This is a genomic window from Sorangium sp. So ce327 (genome assembly GCF_051530205.1).
Taxonomy (GTDB): domain Bacteria; phylum Myxococcota_A; class Polyangia; order Polyangiales; family Polyangiaceae; genus Sorangium; species Sorangium cellulosum_B.
On record NZ_CP150330.1, the window covers coordinates 1,529,893 to 1,546,433 of the forward strand.

The window sequence follows — 16,541 nt, forward strand, 5'->3', positions numbered from 1 at the left end:
GTTTCGCTCGACGTTTCGCTCGACGTTTCGCTCGACGTTTCGCTTGAACCGGCGTGCCTTGCTGCGAGGTGCTGGCGGCATCGCCATCGCGCTCCCGTGGCTGGAGATCATGGGCGCCGAGCCCACGGCGCGCGCGCAGGCCGCCCCCGCGAAGCGCTTCCTCGCCGTCTACACGCCCGGCGGGACCGTGATGGACCGCTGGCGGCCGACGGGCTCCGAGACGAGCTTCACGCTGAGCCCCATCCTGGCGCCGCTCGCGCCGGTGCAGAGCCGGCTGCTCGTCGTCGACGGCCTCGACATGAAGAGCGGGCTCGGCGAGCAGCACCAGGCCGGGATCATCGCCTGGCTCACGGGCACGCCGCAGGACGGCGCCGCGGGCCGCGCCTACGGGAGCGGGCCGTCGATCGATCAGGTGATCGCCTCCCGGATCTCGGGGGGGCAAAAGGCGAAGGCGAGCCTCGAAATCGCGGTGCGCTGGGCGACCGGGAAATCGCACGGCCTGCTGTCTCCGATGAACATCGCGAATTTCGAGAACGACGCGCCCTACAGCCCGATCCCGCCGCGCATCGATCCGGTGGAGATCTTCACCGATCTCTTCGGCACGCTGAACCCCGGCGCCGACAACGACGCTGCTCGTCGTCTCGCGCGGAAGCAGTCGATCCTCGACTTCCTCGACCGGCGCTACTCCGCCCTGTCCTCGCGGCTCGGCGCCGCTGACAGGCAGAAGATCGATCAGCACCTGACCAAGATCCGCGAGATCGAGGAGAGCCTCAGCAAGGCGCCGACCGCGGCGGGCGCCTGCCAGGCGCCGGCGAAGGTCGACACGTCCGACTACAACCCGCGCACGGGGCGCAACTCCGCCGACAACGGCTCGATCAAGGACACGTCGACCGACGCGGCGATCCCCAAGGTCGGCAAGCTCATGACAGACATGCTGGTGATGGCGCTCGCCTGCGACATCACCGCGGTCGGCACCCTTCAGTGGAGCGACACCGAGGCGAAGCACACCTTCCCCTGGCTGAACCTGAGCGAGCACCACCATTACTACCAGCACGACGGCGGCTTCAGGGCGGCCGAGTGCGAGCTCATCTGCAACTGGTATTCGAAGCAGCACCTCTATCTCCTGCAGGAGATGGAGAAGGTCGACATGGGCGGACACTCGCTGCTCGACGAGAGCGTCGTCTTCTTCGGCTCCGAGATCTCGGATCCGCCGAGCCACAAGAAGACGAACATGCCGTTCCTGCTGGCCGGCGGCGGCGGCGGTCTGCGTACGGGGCGCTGGCTCCGGTACAAGAACCTTCCGCACAACAACCTGCTCGTGTCGATCTTGAACCTGTTCGGCGACCCCCGGACCACGTTCGGCACCCCGGAGCACTGCACCGGGCCGCTCACGAACCTGACATAGCAGCGAGAACGAGGCGCGTCCGAGCCAAACCGGGCGAGCCGCTTGGAGGCACCACGCAGCGGGCAGACCTCGAGGGCACGCTCAGAAGGCCTACTCCTCGACACGGACCGATTGACCGATACCGTCCGTCGGGGGGACATGGCTCAGCCAGACGGCACAATGAATACCATTGGCGACATCGCCTTGCATCGTCGACGAGGTGATGGACTGGCTTGAGGAGAGCCGCGCTGGATGTTGCTCTTCACCCGCAGGCACGCTCCCTGGCTGAGCCAGATCGAGTGCGCTCTCTCCGACGTGCGGCGAACGGTTTCTTTCTCCAGGGATGAAATCGGCGATGAGACACACGCGTACTTGTGGCGCATAACGAGCGCGCCGCATGCCTCCGGTCGACCTACCGCCCCACGTCTTGGTCGGCCGTCCCTGAAGAGGTCCAGCGGGCTGAAGCGCCTCATCGCGCCTTTGGCGAGTAAATCTCTGTTGAGTGTTGACCCCGGCTGCGGCACGCTCCTCCTTCGATGCACAGGGGGCAGCTCTTCGGCGGCCGCTTCGAGCTGGTGGACCGCGCGGGCACGGGGGGAATGGGGACGGTGTGGCGCGCGCTGGACCGGACGACGGGTCGACCCGTGGCGCTCAAGCTCCTCACCCGCGTCAGCGAGCGCGATTCGGCGAGGTTTCGTCACGAGGCGCGCGTGCTTGCGGGGCTCTCGCACCCGCACATCGTGCAGTATGTGACGCACGGGCTCGAGCCTTCGGGCGAACCTTACCTCGTGATGGAGTGGCTCGACGGCGAGACGCTCGCCGACCGGCTTGACGGGGCGGGCCTGAACCTCGAAGAGAGCCTGCTCGTCGCCCGTCGCGTCGCGAGCGCCCTCGCAAAGGCCCATGCGCTCGGCGTCGTTCACCGGGACATCAAGCCGAACAACCTGCTCCTGGTCGGCGGCGAGGTCGAGCAGGTGAAGGTGCTCGATTTCGGGATAGCGTGGCACCCAGGAGCGACGAGGCGCCTGACGCAGACAGGATCGATCCTGGGGACTCCCGGGTACATGGCCCCGGAGCAGGCACGCACGGAGCGCGAGGTGGGCCCGCCGGCGGACGTGTTCGCGCTCGGGTGCGTGCTGTTCGAGTGCTTGACCGGCACGCCTGCATTTCAGGGCGAGCACCTGATGGCGCTGCTCGCGAAGCTCCTCTTGGAAGAGCCGCCGCTCCTGCGCGAACTCCGGCCGGACGTGCCCGCTTGGCTCGCCGACCTGGTCGCGCGGATGCTCGCGAAGGAGCCTTCGGAGCGCCCGGCCGACGGGGCGGCCGTGATAGAGGCCCTCGTATCGCTGGGGTCGGACGCGGAGCCGCGCAGCCGCGCCGAAATAGGCGCTGGTTCCCGATCGATCACCCGCATGGAGCGGCGGCTCGTATCCATCGTGGCGGTGGCCTCGGCTCACGGCCAGTCCGCCGTCGAGGCCCGGACGGCTCCCGCCGGCGAGGTGAGGACCACCGGAGCGACGAGGCCCGCCCAGGGCGCGTCGCGGGGCCTCGTCGAGGCGGTGAAGCGCGCGGCGGTGCCGCTGGGGGCGCGGGTCGAGGAGCTCGCGAACGGCGTCGTCGTGGCGGCGCTCCTGAGCGAGGGCAGCGCGACGGATCAAGCGGCGGCGGCGGCGCGTTGCGCGCTCTGGGTGAGGGCGGCGACGGATGCCGCGATCGTGCTGGTGACGGGCCGCGCCGAAGCGACCCACCGTCTGCCCGTGGGAGAGGCCCTGGAGCGGGCGGCGGCGTTGCTCGACGAGACACGCGGGCTCGAGGGACGAGGCGTGCTGGTGCGGATCGACGACGTGACCCGAGCGCTGCTGGACCCGCGCTTTCAGGTCGTCGAGGAGGCAGGTCGCTTCCTGCTCCACCGCGAGAGTCAGATCGGGGACGAGCCGCGTACCCTCCTCGGCAAGCCGAGCCCTTTTGTCGGCCGAGACCGGGAGCTCCGGAGCGTCGTCGACCTGATCGAGGGGAGCTTCGAGGAGCGTCGCCCGGTCGCGGTCCTTGTGACGGCGCCCCCTGGCATGGGCAAGTCGCGCCTTCGGCAGGAGATCGTCCGCGTGGTCCGGGGGCGCCACCCCACCGTGGCGCTCGCGATGGCCCGCCCCGACGCGATCGGCGCGGGCTCGTCCTTCGCGCTGCTGTCGGAGGCGCTGCGTGGGCCTCTCCAGATCACGGCCGGCGAGCCGCTCTCCGCTCAACAGGACAAGATAAAGCACCTCGTCTCCGTTTTTCATGCGGGCGAAGAGGCAAGTCGTATGACGGAGTTCCTGGGAGAGCTCGCGGGTGCGCCCTTTCCGGACGAGGACAGCCCTCGCCTGCGCGCCGCCCGGCAGAGCCCGCAGCTCATGGCCGAGCAGGTGGAGGCGGCGTACGTCGGGCTCACCTCCGCCGTGGCGAGCACCCGGCCGGTCCTCCTGATCCTCGAGGATCTCCACTGGGGAGACGCGCCCTCGATCAAGATCGTCGACGCGGCGCTGCGCGACCTTGATGACCGGCCATTCGCGGTGATCGCCCTCGCGCGGCCTTCCGTGCACGATGTCTTCCCGCGTCTGTGGGCGACGCGCAATGCCCACCAGATCCGCCTTAACGAGCTCTCGCGGCGCGCAGCGACGGAGCTCGTGCAGAGCATGCTCGGTGCGGCCGTGGAGCCCTCCCAGGCCGCGGCGATCGCCGAGCGGTCCGGAGGGAACGCGTTTTACATCGAGGAGCTGATCCGCGCGGTGGCCGAGGGGCGGGGGGCGGCGCTGCCCGACACCGTGCTGGGCATGGTGGAGGCGCGCCTCTCGGCGCTCGCGCCCGAGGCGCGGCGGGTCCTCCGGGCGGCGAGCCTGTTCGGCGAGGTGTTCTGCAAGGGGAGAACAATTCGGAGACGCAAAAATAATTCTGAATGGTTTCGAATGGTTGTCTGCTGTGGCCGGCAGCCTGGGCGGCAAGCGTGGGGAGGCCGGGGGAGCTGTACGGGGCCATGGGCGCGCGCCCGTGCCGGTGCTGGGTCGCGGGTCGTCAAGGGCGCGGCTTCGGATCGCCGCGCCTAGAGCACGCGCTCGGGGCTGTGGTCGTTTACCATCCAGCAACTCGACGAGGAGAACTCGGCGCGGCCGCCGTCGAAACGCATGGCGCGGGAGCCGATCGGCGCGGTCCCTCGCCGCGGCGCGGGCGTCGGGCCGCCTAAGGAGGAACTCGGCGCGGCTGCCGTCGAGCGCATGGCGCCGGAGCCGATCGGCGCGGTCCCTCGCCGCGGCGCGGGCGTCGGGCCGCCGGACGGCCGTTCCGCACCTAGCCGATGTCGAGGTCCCCGGGCACGAACTCGGGGACGCCGTCGTCTACCTAGGCACGCTCGGGCCGTCGCGGATGTCGGCCACCTCCGCCCTCCTCGCCGAGAAGCACGCCGATCTTGTCGAGCAACTCTCGCTTGACGCGCTCGCGGTTCAAGTCGTCCTAATAGGTCGCTTTGGCTGGCGAGACGTTCGTGTCCGCCTTGATCGTTATGAGTCATTCGTTTCTTCGCTCCGCCTCATGGTCATCGGTCAGTCCGGGGTCGAGGCCGGAGTCGTTCATCCCCTCGAGATTACCGTAGGCCCTCGGGATCGTGTTGAACCGGCGACGGTACGCGACATCGCGCTTCGGGATCGCCACTTGCGCTCGAGTCCGCTCGCACTAAACAGGATCATGAGAGCGGCGGCACTGGTCGGCGCGAAGCCGTCCACGGCCGAACCCGCAAGCCCTATTCTGCTCGGAGAGGAGAAGGCCAATGCCGAAAAAGAGAGTTTGCGCGCCCATTGGACAGATCGTTCACCCCCTTAGGATGTCGAAGCACCGGAAAACCCAGCAGGGCGGGCGCGCAGCAGGCCGGTCCACGGCGCCCGCGGCGACCGCTGGGAGCTATCACGTCGTGCCACCGCTTGCGGTAGTCCCTCAGACATCGACGATAACCTGTTGGGCAGCCGGTTTTGCCATCATCTATAATTGGAAGAACCAGCGCTCGCTTCCGATCCGCGATACGCTGACCGCGCTAAGGAACCAGAGCCAATACATAGATCGATTCGATCGTGGTGAGGGTCTACCCTGGCACTGGATATCCGGGTTCGCGACCGACGCGCGCCTCGCCGTTGAACCGACAGTCAATTATAACTTGCAGAGCTGGATCGACTTCATCCGGGGGTTTGGACCAATTCTCGTGAACTACGGCAGCCCGGGCGCAGGCGCCACCACCACACACATGTTGGTCCTGGAGGGCATCGATACGGATGGCACTGAGGACGGGACAGAGATGCATCTGGCTGATCCGTTGCCGGGACGGATCGTCATCGAACCGTTCTACGCCTTCGAGGTACAGTACGAGAGCGTGATCACGTCAACCGGTTTCGCTTATCCGCAGGTATTTCACTGGTAGCAGAGCGGAGAATTCGCGGAGTTCCCGAGCTGTCTAGCAGGTTGTTGAGTCATGGTGCCACCGGTCGCAGCGCCATGGGCCAGTGCTCTGACACGATTCTGTTGAACCAGTCGAATCCGATAATCCGCTCGGAGTCGCCGACGGTGAAGGTTCAGTTGATCTTGCGACGAGCCCGGTCCGCGGCTGCATTCCACTGCTGGATGCGGGCCCGGAGCTCCGCGAGCGTAGGGATGCGGTTGCGACCGAGGCACTCCCTGGACACAAGGCTGGCGGCGGTGCAGCCTCGGCGAGGCGGATATCTCACCGCAGCTTAGACGGCGTAAGCGTGATGCCCTCGAGGATCTTCGCGAGCTCGGCTGCGTCGATGACGACGCTCGTGGCTCCCGGCGTGACCGCACGCGGGGCGAGGAAGGTCACCTGGACGGGACCTGGGTTCAAGAATGACTCTCATTATTCGCGGCGGGTGATGGTGCGATCGGACAGCTACGCCGGCGCATAGCAGAACATGCCAATGTACGGACCTACGCAACTCAGGAAGCACTCCTGACCGGACGGGCAGTAGGTTGCGTAGCACTGACTCTCGCAGCAGCCACTGCAATAGATTTCCTCGACCGGCTCTGGTATAGGCTCAGATGGTGGAGCTCCGTCCTGTTGAGGCGTACTTGTGTTAAACTTTGATTCGGATTTCGCATTTGGCATATCAGCGACAGCAAATGCATGTTCCGATAGTGACCACGCGCGCGTGATGTACACAAATAGCGCGAGTGTAACGGCGCAGCGCAGGATGTGTGTGGCCTTGTACCTGGATCTCATGAGTGTCTGCATGGTGGCGACGTGATGCAAGCCAACGTCCATGGGCAAGGTCTGACGTGGGCGAATCTGGAAGGATAGTAGGCTGCGGACTGACTTAGAACCTATCCCTGTAGGCCGGCCGCGCGCCAGGTAATGACCCCGCGGGCGAAGTGCAGAAGGGCGAGGTAGGTGTCGGCGCGCTTCGACCACCGGAAGCGATTCATCCAGCCCGCGCACGCTGCGGCGCTGGGTGCTGATGCGCGACGCCGACTTGATCCTCACGCCCTCGCAGCTGCTCGTCGTGCTGGCCTCCCCAGCGCGTCGAGCCTGGCTCCTCCCCCGGTCCGACGCTTCAATGCGGCCGAGATCGCCTTGCCGTGGCTCGGCGGGCGCCACGTCGTGATGGGGTTCGCCGCCAGAGACCAAGCCCTAACTGCGGGACCTGCCCTCGGTTGACGGAACATTCTTCTATGCGATCCGACCCTCCTGAAGAAAGACGCTATATTGATAATTTATCCATGCATGGAAGCGGCTGCCTTCACTCCACAACCTGCGGGGCCTGGCGGCCTGCGCGCACGGCCCTCGCTTCATCGGACGCCGATCGAGCTCAGCCTGGCGGCAGCGGCCGAATCACATGAGTGGGAATGCGTCCGCGTACACGATGCGCGCGCGCTCGGCGGCGCCCGGCTCGGCCGCGTAGATCTCCCGCTCCGTAATCAAGATCTGGTACTCGCGCTCGCCCACGCGCGCGGGCAGCGGGACCGTCCCGCTCCACATCGCGACACCGTCGCCGCCGAGCCCCGAGAGCGGCAGCGCGTCGACGCCGCCGGGCTCGTCACGCCACAGGAGATCGCTGCCGAGCGGGGGCCGGCTCTGCACGACCACGGACACGCGGTGCGCGCCGCCGGGCTCCGCGCGACCGGCACTCGAGGCTGTCGGGCCTGCGACCGTGACGACGACGGCGGTGCGCGCGACGTCGTATGCGAGCGTCGCGGTCCGGTTCGCGGTGAGTTGCACGAAGTCGGCCCGGACGACGCGCGAGAGTGCGATGCCCGGCGCGCCAGGAGACGACTCGATCGAGTGGGGCTGGTATCGCGCGAGCGCGAGGCGCACGAAGGGGAAGTACGCAGTCCCAGCGTCGAGCTCGACGTCCACGTACCACAGGCCGCGCTCATCGCTGAACTTGGGCTCGAAGCCGACGGCGACGACGCGCAGCGAGGGCTGCTCGGGCAGCAGGAGGGGCGCGCTCACCGTCATCGGAAAGGGATCGCCGTCCGCTTTGACGAAGTGCGCCGCGGTGAGCTGCGCCGGGAGAGTGCTGCGGTTGGCCGGCGACCAGATCGGATCGTGTCCCCACTGCGAGACGTACTTCGCGTCGTCCGCGCTCACGCTCTGGCCGCTCGCCGGGACGAGCGCCGCGAGCAACTCGCCCGCGCCCGTGCCGTACCAGGGGCGCTCGAGGTAGATGCGCAACCCGCCGCCGACGCGCTGGCGCGCGTTCTCGCTCGACTCCTTCCACTCGAAGGTCGGGAGCACGTACGCGATCTTGGGCGGGTCCGGAGGCGTCGAGCTCGGGATGTGGAGGACGTCCTCCTCGCGCGGGGAGACTGCGCCCACGCTCTCCAGGTTCCGCTCGTCGAGCCACAGGTCGCGCGGGTAGTACTCGCGAAAGCGCGTCGTGCCCGTGGCCCGCAGCTTGACCGCGTGGTGCTTCGTGTCGCCGATCTCCTGCCGCATCCGCGGCGGCGGCGGCCCGCCTCCACCTTCATCTCTACGGCATCCAGCGGGCTCGGGCGCCTCCTTGGGGTAGATGCCAGTCGTGTCGTCATACGGGACACGCAGGTGACACGCGTGACCGCTGCGCGCGATGTCCGCACGGACTCCGCCGGCGTCCACGACGTCCGTCCATTCCGCAGTGACGTCGACGACGCCCGTGCTGTGCGCGTCCACGTCCAGCGCGATCGACGTCCAATCGACCCAGGTAGCGCCGAGCGGGCGGGAGAGCGTCGCGCCCGTCACCCTCGGCGCGCGCAGCGGCTTCTGGACCGCATGCACGAGGGTGAGCTCGCGCGCCGGCGTCATCATCCAGATGCGTCCGTCGACGGCGAGCTGTCGCGAGCGAGCCACGTTCGCCGCCGAGGCGCGCTCCTCGATGAGGCCGAAGACCCACATGCGGGAGACGTCGTCCGCGCGCATCGTCGAGCTTACCTGGACGCGCACGATGGTCGCCGGCGGGAGCGCGATCTCGATCGGCGTCGAGCCCGTGCCCGCGGAGATCGTCGGGACCGCGCCGCTCGTCTTGACGACGCGGAGCCGCGTCGCGCGCACGCCGGGCCAGCTCCCCTCGAAGGCGCGAGCGACGTCGCCGAACGGAGCGCGCAGCGACACGCCGCTGGCGAACGCGTCCGACAGATAGGGCACGCGCACCTCTTCGCCCTTGTGGATCACGTAGGCGCCCGGCGCGAGCCCGTCTCCCCGCACCCGGGGAGGACTCGTCGACACGCCGGGCGGCGCGACTATCTCCATGTCGGTGACAGGGACGGTCCGGCCGTCCGAGAGGCGGACCTCGCGATCGAGGAACGTGCCCTCCTCGCGGAGCGCGAGCAGATAAGCCCCCTCGATGTCGCGGGTCATGAACGCGTCGAAGACGCCGTGGATCTCCGCCTCCGCCTGGCTCGTCTTCGCCGGCGCGACGTGACGGTCGGAGCTGTCCTTCGAGACGGCCGGGAACGCGTGCGCGAGGGCTTCGTCGTCGACGATGCTGCGCACGACGACGTGCTCGACCGACTCGCCCTCGACCATGCGCTCGCGCGGCACGAGCACGGGGGACGGCACTGGCTCGAAGCGCAGATAGGTCTGTCGCGGGGTGGCGTATGCTTCGAGGCCCTCCGCGAGCGAGAGGCCGTCGCCCGCGAGGTCGACGACGCGCGCGCGCAGGCGGTATCTGTCGCCGAAGCGCAGGCGCGGAAGCGTACCGGGCGCGGCGTCGATCTCGGTGCCCATCGAGAAGCCCGCGCCCGGAGGCGTCACGCTGTGCAGCCGCTGGATGGGTGCGCCGCCGGGGGCGCCCGTCGGCTCGCCGATGAACCGCCCCGGGCGCCGCGCGCAGAGAGACCATCCATCCCAGCCGAAGGTCGCCTCGTGCACCTTCACGCGCTCAGGGTGCCCGTCGACGTTGAGCGTCACCGAGGCGCTCGCGGCCTTTACATAGCCCTCGTCGTCGATGGGGATCTGGAGCGCCGCGTCGGGGAACGTGACGATGCCTGCGCGGCGGCAGAGCGACCGCCATGGCTCGTCGTTGCGCTGCACGTCGATGCGGTACCCCCGCACGAGGTCCTCGGCGTAGAGCGCGTCCGGCGACGGCCGCCCCTGTCGTACGTGCTGATCGCGGCTGCGCCACTCGTCCAGCGCGGCGCGCACCGCATCGAGGCGCCCGGCGCGAAACACGGTGAACCCACCCGATGCGAGCGCCGGCAGCGCCACAGGCTCGCGCTCTGCCGCCGGGCATTCGACGGCTCGCTTGTAGGTGTTCGCGCAGAAATCGATGAGCTTCGAGGCGGCTCCGTCGAGCTCGCCCTGGGCCAGCGACCAGCCTCCGCCGCCGAGCCGAAGCATGCCCTCCCTCACGTCGCTGGACGCCGTGCGCGGCGCGGCGCGGAAGACGCCGCGCGCGGCGTCGAGCTCATAGGCGGTGGAGTTGGCGAGGATCGTCGGCGTGGGATCCATGGCCGAGCCGAAGGACACCGTCACGGTCAGCTCGCCGATCGGCGGCGCGCCCATCACGGCCGGATCATCGACCGTCAGGTCGACGGCGAAGCCGCACTTGCGCAGGAGCGCTGGAAAGTCACCGAGCAGCGTCGCGCGCTCGTGGAAGTCGAATGGCTGGACATCGCCCAGGGGAAGCTGCTGCCGGGGGGTGTAGCGCCCATGAAATTCCTCGAATTCGTGAGCCAAACGTGCTTCCGGCGACAGGTCGCGGGGGTCGATGGATTCCCGCGCTATCCGGCGCCGGACCAGCGGCCCGATCTCCCAGACGACATCCTTCACGCGAGCCGAGTCCGCGAGCCGCGGCGGCGCGGACGACGTGGCGGGGTCGGCCGCGACCGTCGCGTACACGTCGCGCACGAGCGCGTCGAGGCCCGCAGCGTCGAACGTGACCGCTTCGCCCGAGCTCACGAGGCTCTCCGATCGGTAGTCGCGGATGGGCGTCGAGAGCGGAAAGACCTGCTCGAAGACGGCGCGATCTCCTGCGAGCGTCGCCCGCGCGACCGCGCTGGTTCCATCCGAGAAGAGGACGACGAACTGCGCCGTCGAGAGCTGCGCCGGCCACGAGCTCAGGAACGGGTAGTTGGCGGCCGTACCCGGCTCGAGCCGCATCGACAGGAACGCGGTGAGCTCCAGCGCTCCGTTCCGGGTGCGGCGCGGGAGGGCGGTGCACATGAGGGTTAATGCGAGCATGAGGTCTCCTGACTCGTGGACGGGATTTCGCAGCGCTAGGCGAACGCCAGACAATACGTCCTCCAAGGCACGTAGTCGCCTTCGGGCGCCATGAGCTCTGCAAACGTGGGATCGCTGTTGTCCGGATAGAAGCTCTTCTCGCAGCTCGCGCTCACGCTGATGCTGAAGAACGCGATGGATACCTCGAGGATGATCTCGGCGCGCCCATAAGCGCGCTTCTTGGGCCACGTCTCGTAGCCCAGCTCGAGCCGCACTTCGATCGATATCGAGACGATCCCGAGGACCTCGACCTGACCGCGGATGCGCACGTAGCCCGAGAGATTGGTCCCGTCGCCGATCATGCGCAGGTAGATGCCGGCCACGAGCGACACCGAGCCGCTCGCGACGCCGAGGTTGATCGCGACGCACGCCCCGAACTCCAGCGCGCACTCGAGCATCTCGAGGCCCCCCATCCCGACGGTGAGCCCGAAGAAGCCGCCGCCGCCGAGGAGCGAGACCGTCAACCGGAAGGGGTTGTCTCGTGAGCAGAACGCGAAGGCAAACGATGGGGAACGCCCGAGGAACGGTATCTGTAGCTCGGCGGAGAGCGCAATGTTCTCGAGGCTGAAGATGCCGAGGCCGATGTTCGGGAAGGCCAGCGTGAAGCCCGCGCGGATGCTCGAGGTGTCGACCTCGATGAAGGGCGGATCGCTGAAGCCGCCGGACGGGATGAGCTTCTGGAGCGCCTGCAGGAACGCGAGCGCTCCGAGGAACTCCATGTCGCCGAGCACGCAGTCGACGTCGGGCTTCTTGCCGGCTTCCATGCTGAACTGGAGCCGCTTGAACGGGATCCTGATGATGGATGGGCTGCCGAACAGGTCCAGGGTGAAGTCTTCGAGACAGGCGAGGAGATCGACGCCCGCCCTCTTGTCGCCCACCTGCTTGGCGCGGATCTCGGCGCGAAGCAGGAGGCCGTCGGCGCGTTTAGGGTCGAAGATGGCGACCTTCTGGATCTTCGGACGCCAGTCGATGCGCGTCGTGAGGCCCTTGGCGTTCTCGACGGCCTGCGTCGCCCCCTGCAAGCGGCCTATGAACGCTCGCGTGTCGCCGGCGAAGCGCGCGACGTCTCGCAGGCTGGCGTTCATGTCCTCTGCCGCTTGTCGGGAGAGGCCGAGCGAGCCCGGGGTCGCGCGGTCGAGCTCGAGCGCGCGGGCGAGAGCGCCCGAGGCCGTAACGAACATGTCCAGATCGCCCTGCGCGAGCTGCTGCAAGCCTGCAGCGCCCTGCTCCAGGTCGGCATAGACGCGCTCGGCGGACGCGGACAACTGATTCATCGCGTCCGCCACCCTCCCGACGTCCGTGCCTCCCGAGGCCGCTTGCAAGGCGGTCTGGAGCGCCACAAACGCAACTTCGAGGCGCGCGAGGGCCATGAGGAACGACTGCAGCTCGTCGAACGCGTCTGCGGCGAACGAAGGCGCCGCCTCGTAGAGGGGGCCTTTCACGATGAGGTCGGCGAGGTTGATGACGCCGAAGAGCTTGGCCTCGCGGCCCAGGACGCCAGCAAAGTACTCCTTCGGATCGATGTCGGCGGTCGCCGGCAGCTCTCCGGTGGCGGACGTCACGGTGCCCGCATACGGGCCGGAAATGCGCGAGACGCCGCGGATCTGCAAGTTCGGCGTCACGAAGCCGCCGGAGCGATCGCTTTGCCTGCTGAAGTCGAGATCGAGCGGCGGCTCGTCGACGAGCTGGAGGAATAGCTCCTGGGGGTTTGTCGCGGCGTCGAAGCCCACCCACAGATACGGGTCCGGGAATCGGAATTCACGCGCCTCGTTCAGGCCGGCGCACTGGCGGAGCGCAGGGATGGACGCCGTGACCCTCGCGACCACGGGGACGAACCGCGCGCCGTTCGACAGGTGCTCACGGTCCCAGAGGACGCCGAACCGGATCGCGGTCGTGTCGACGACCGTGTCGCCCGGGCGCTTCGCCTGCGCGACCGCGAAGCGCTGGCTGCGCAGCGCGGCGGTGCTGCGCGGTGCGCCCTCCTCGTCGAGGACGTCGTGCTCGTTCTCCGCTCCCGCCGGAAAATACGCGAACGGCGCGTCGAAGCGCAGGACGTTCCCCTCGACGTCGAGGGCGACGCACGTGAACAGCAACGGCTTGCCGCCGACCTCGGGCCAGAACCCCCTCCCCTCGGGAGGCGCGTTGCTGAGGTCGGGTGTCGTCGTCGTCGTGATGCGGATGCTCTTGAAGGGAAACCGTCGCTTGAACCGTTCCTTGTAGAAGGGGCCCGCCCCACCCCCCGGCTCACCCGTGTAGTCCAGGTATGGCTGGCGCACGACGAGCATGCGACGTTGCACCAGCATGGCGACCGGGGCGTCGACCGCGCCCGCCGGCGAGAGCCGTCTCTCGGCGATCTCGATGATCGTGGCCTGGTGACCGCACGAGAGGAAGCCGCGGCTCACGACGCGCACGTACTCGTCGCGTCCCATCGTCGCGATGTGGCTCCATTCCTCCACGGGGAATGGGTTTGCAGGATCAATGTCGGGGAACCGCACGTGTGCGTCAAACGACGCGCCCAGGGCGGTGAGCGCGAGCCTGTTCACCTCGATGGCGACGGGCTCGTACCCCGGTCGCGCAGGGTTCTGGAAGAGCGCGGTCTGCTCGACGATGGCCTTGCGATGCTCGGCCTTCGGGAGGATCTCGAACGGCGGCGGCGGCGCGCCGGTAAGGTCGGGCGTCCACACCGCGCGCACCCTGTTCCCGCCGCCGCCTCGTTCATCGACGTGCCAGCCGGCCTCGTCGAAGACGCGCGTGCCGAGGCGCGTGCTCCAGAGTTCGACGCGGCGCGCGCCCTCCGGCCGATAGGGCCTCCTCACGTGGGCGAAGGCCGAGCCGACGTGGGGGGCGAGGATCAAGCGCGTTGGCAGCTCGATCGCCGTCTCGTGAGGAGCGGGCGCCGCCAGCGGCGTGGTTGGACGGCTATCGACGACGTTGCGGAGCTCGCCGCCCCCGAGCTCGGCGTCGACGGCGCGCTCCGTGCGGGCCCGGCTGTCCCGGATCAGCAAGGTCGTAAATCCCTCGGAGAATGGCGGCGGCTCGGAGAACACGGGCGCGGCGTGCAGGGTCGGCGGCCTGGCGTTGGCGGGCACGCTGAGCGTGCCGTGCGAGAGATCCCGGAGGAGGAGCTCCAGGAAATAGGGGAGGACTCCGCCCCGGTGCTCATACACGATTTGCGACGGACCGGCGATGACATGGGGGACTGGGAGAGGCGGCACGCTCTGCGCCTTGAATATCGCCCTCTCCGCGATGTGCTGCGGGGGAAGCTCGATGACGACGAAGCTCGGCTCGCCCTCGCGCACCTTCCGAAGGTTCACGCCGTCGTCGCTGCGCAGATTGATGAATCGAAGACTCAGTACGCACAGGTCCTCGGGACGTACGACGAACACGCTGACGTCGACCGAGAGGGATCGCGCGCCGGCGTCTTCGCTCTGTGCCGGCGCTTTACGGGCGCGGGATCGACGGCGGGCGTTGCGTGCCATGCTGCAGTTACTGGCAAGCGTCGTTCCAAGATGATGTTGTGCAGCCCGCGCCCGCCGGCGCCAGGCCTGGACGTGGTATCGCCGAACCGTTCTTCAACGGATCTGAACGGCGCCGACGTCGAGCACCACGAGAAATATCCACCGATCGAGCCCGCTCTCAAGTCGGGTGCGCCCCAGCCGTGAGCCGGTCGCCGCCTTCATGCGAAGGACGAAACGTCCCGCGTCAGACGTACGTGAAGGTCGACCCGAGCGACGTGCCGCCCGGCGCCGTCACCGTCACCTCCACGGTGCCCGTCCCAGGGGGCGTGGTGGCGACGATCACATTATCGCTGTTTCCCTGGCGCAAGAACATTGGAACGAGGACTCCGCCGAACCTCACCTCGGAGGCGAGCTGGAAACCAACGCCGGAGATGACGACGGTTTCTCCCCCGGAGCTCGAGCCTTCGGCGGGCGTCATCAACCAGATCTGCGGGATCGGCCAGTCCAGCGAGATGCCGAGATCCGTGGCGAGACTGCCGATGTAGTTCACGCATCCCATACCCGTCGATCGATCCCTACCCCAGTTGAGGCCGACCACATCGCCAGTGTCGTTGACGACCAGGGAGCCCGAGTCGCCGTGATCCGACCATACGGTGGACAGGGCACTGTCGACGCGCACCTCGAAATCATCCAACAGCATGACCCCCTCTTGATTGAGGTGGGTGCGCATCACCGCGTTGACAATCCCGTGCGTGAGCATGGTGGTTCTGCCGCGCTTGCGCACGCGGTCCTTCAGACGAGGGGTGGCCGTGCGGATGGCTGGACCAATGTCCACGATCGTCGGCCAGCCCACGACGCGGTCGATCGTACAGATGGCGGCGTCGGAGTAGGCGAGCTGCGTGCCCGGCGGCCACGGAGGCCCGCCAGGCGTCCACTGGGACCACCGGAGGAGCGTGCCGAGGTGATTGACCACGCTGGAGGTGGGCTCCGGCTGCTGGATCACATCTCCCACGGCGAAAGGGTCGTGACAAAGGACATGCCTGCAGCTCAGTCCGCGCAGCTCCTTGGTGGTGGCGTCTAGAACAATCCCACCAAGAGTGCCTGAGAACCCGAGGATGCCCGCACTGCGCCCCACCGAAATGCCCCCCTGGACGGGGTCGTAGCGCGCGAGATCCTGGTCGAACTCGACATTGCGTTGGATGACGACGACCGGGAATCCTTCCAGCTCGTCGGGGATGCCAGCTGGAACGTTATTGAGGTCCGGCACCAGCACGCGGATCGCGATGTCATCGGTCGGCACGCCACCAGGCTCTGTAAAGCCGATGTCGATCCCAAGGACTCCATTGATATTGAGTATCTCGTAGCGGTGGCTCTCCAGCGCGGCGATCATTTCGGGCGGAATATCCATGGATTGTCCCTTCGTCGGCCATCTTGAGTGCGCGCGAGGTAACGGCCGCCGCGGCGCGCGCTCTCGTGCGTCATAAGGGTGCAGGTTCCACGCCGCGGGGCCGTGGGCGGAATTGGCACACCATCAACTCCGTTTGATTTCGGGGTGTTTTTCATGCTGGTAGCGTCTTGGTATAGACTTGCCTGTCAGCTCTCATTCCGCGTCTCCTTGCCCTCTGTGCCAATGTCGAGCGAGACAGCCTCCTCCTGGTAACCTGTGAGCCGAGGGCGGAGAATGGACCTGACCCGTGCCCAAGCCGTCCCAACTCCGATCGATCAACCCTACACCCGCCCCGCGTCGCCTAACGCTGCTGACCGCCCCAGCGGCGTCACCGTTGAAGCCGAGCCGAAGCCGGGCAAGAGGCGGTCCTTCACGGTTGCCGAGAAGCTGCGGATGGTTCGACAGGCGGCCGCATGCACCCAGCGCGACGAGGTCGAGGCACTCCAACGCTCGTGATTCGAGGTGTCTACTTCGCCTCGATCCGCACGATGTGTCGTGTGCTCGCCGCCGCCACCGAGACCGGGG

At 67.9% G+C, this 16,541-nt stretch carries 7 protein-coding genes and 1 pseudogene; 3 read left to right on the forward strand and 5 right to left on the reverse strand.

Annotation, left to right across the window (positions count from 1 at the left end; genetic code table 11):
• Nucleotides 1-58: 58 nt before the first annotated feature.
• From WME95_RS05695 to WME95_RS05705, 3 genes are all read left to right on the forward strand, one after another.
• Complete coding sequence (locus tag WME95_RS05695) at nt 59-1,405, forward strand: DUF1552 domain-containing protein (RefSeq protein ID WP_437910954.1); 1,347 nt, start codon at nt 59-61, stop codon at nt 1,403-1,405.
• 515 nt (nt 1,406-1,920) lie between these two features.
• Nucleotides 1,921-4,464 carry a protein kinase domain-containing protein gene (locus WME95_RS05700; RefSeq protein ID WP_437907418.1) on the forward strand — a complete coding sequence of 848 codons (2,544 nt, stop codon included), beginning with the start codon at nt 1,921-1,923 and terminating at the stop codon, nt 4,462-4,464.
• Nucleotides 4,465-5,180: 716 nt separating this feature from the next.
• Nucleotides 5,181-5,822, forward strand: coding sequence for a papain-like cysteine protease family protein (locus WME95_RS05705; RefSeq protein WP_437907419.1), 642 nt, complete (start codon nt 5,181-5,183; stop codon nt 5,820-5,822).
• 300 nt (nt 5,823-6,122) lie between these two features.
• Here the strand turns inward: WME95_RS05705 and WME95_RS05710 are convergent, their stop codons facing one another.
• From WME95_RS05710 to WME95_RS05730, 5 genes and pseudogenes are all read right to left on the reverse strand, one after another.
• Nucleotides 6,123-6,260, reverse strand: a complete 138-nt coding sequence (locus WME95_RS05710; RefSeq protein WP_437907420.1) for a hypothetical protein — start codon at nt 6,258-6,260, stop codon at nt 6,123-6,125.
• Between the two features lie 476 nt (nt 6,261-6,736).
• Nucleotides 6,737-6,844: pseudogene (locus tag WME95_RS05715) on the reverse strand (IS5/IS1182 family transposase); the annotation flags it as partial.
• 400 nt (nt 6,845-7,244) lie between these two features.
• Nucleotides 7,245-11,138: a hypothetical protein gene (locus WME95_RS05720; protein WP_437907421.1), complete on the reverse strand. Its 3,894-nt coding sequence runs from the start codon at nt 11,136-11,138 to the stop codon at nt 7,245-7,247.
• Nucleotides 11,108-14,590 (reverse strand): hypothetical protein, encoded by a 3,483-nt coding sequence (locus WME95_RS05725; protein WP_437907422.1) that lies wholly within the window; start codon nt 14,588-14,590, stop codon nt 11,108-11,110. Before WME95_RS05725 ends, WME95_RS05720 begins: the two co-directional genes overlap by 31 nt.
• A gap of 223 nt (nt 14,591-14,813) precedes the next feature.
• Nucleotides 14,814-15,977, reverse strand: a complete 1,164-nt coding sequence (locus WME95_RS05730) for an IPT/TIG domain-containing protein (RefSeq protein WP_437907423.1) — start codon at nt 15,975-15,977, stop codon at nt 14,814-14,816.
• Nucleotides 15,978-16,541: the final 564 nt, after the last annotated feature.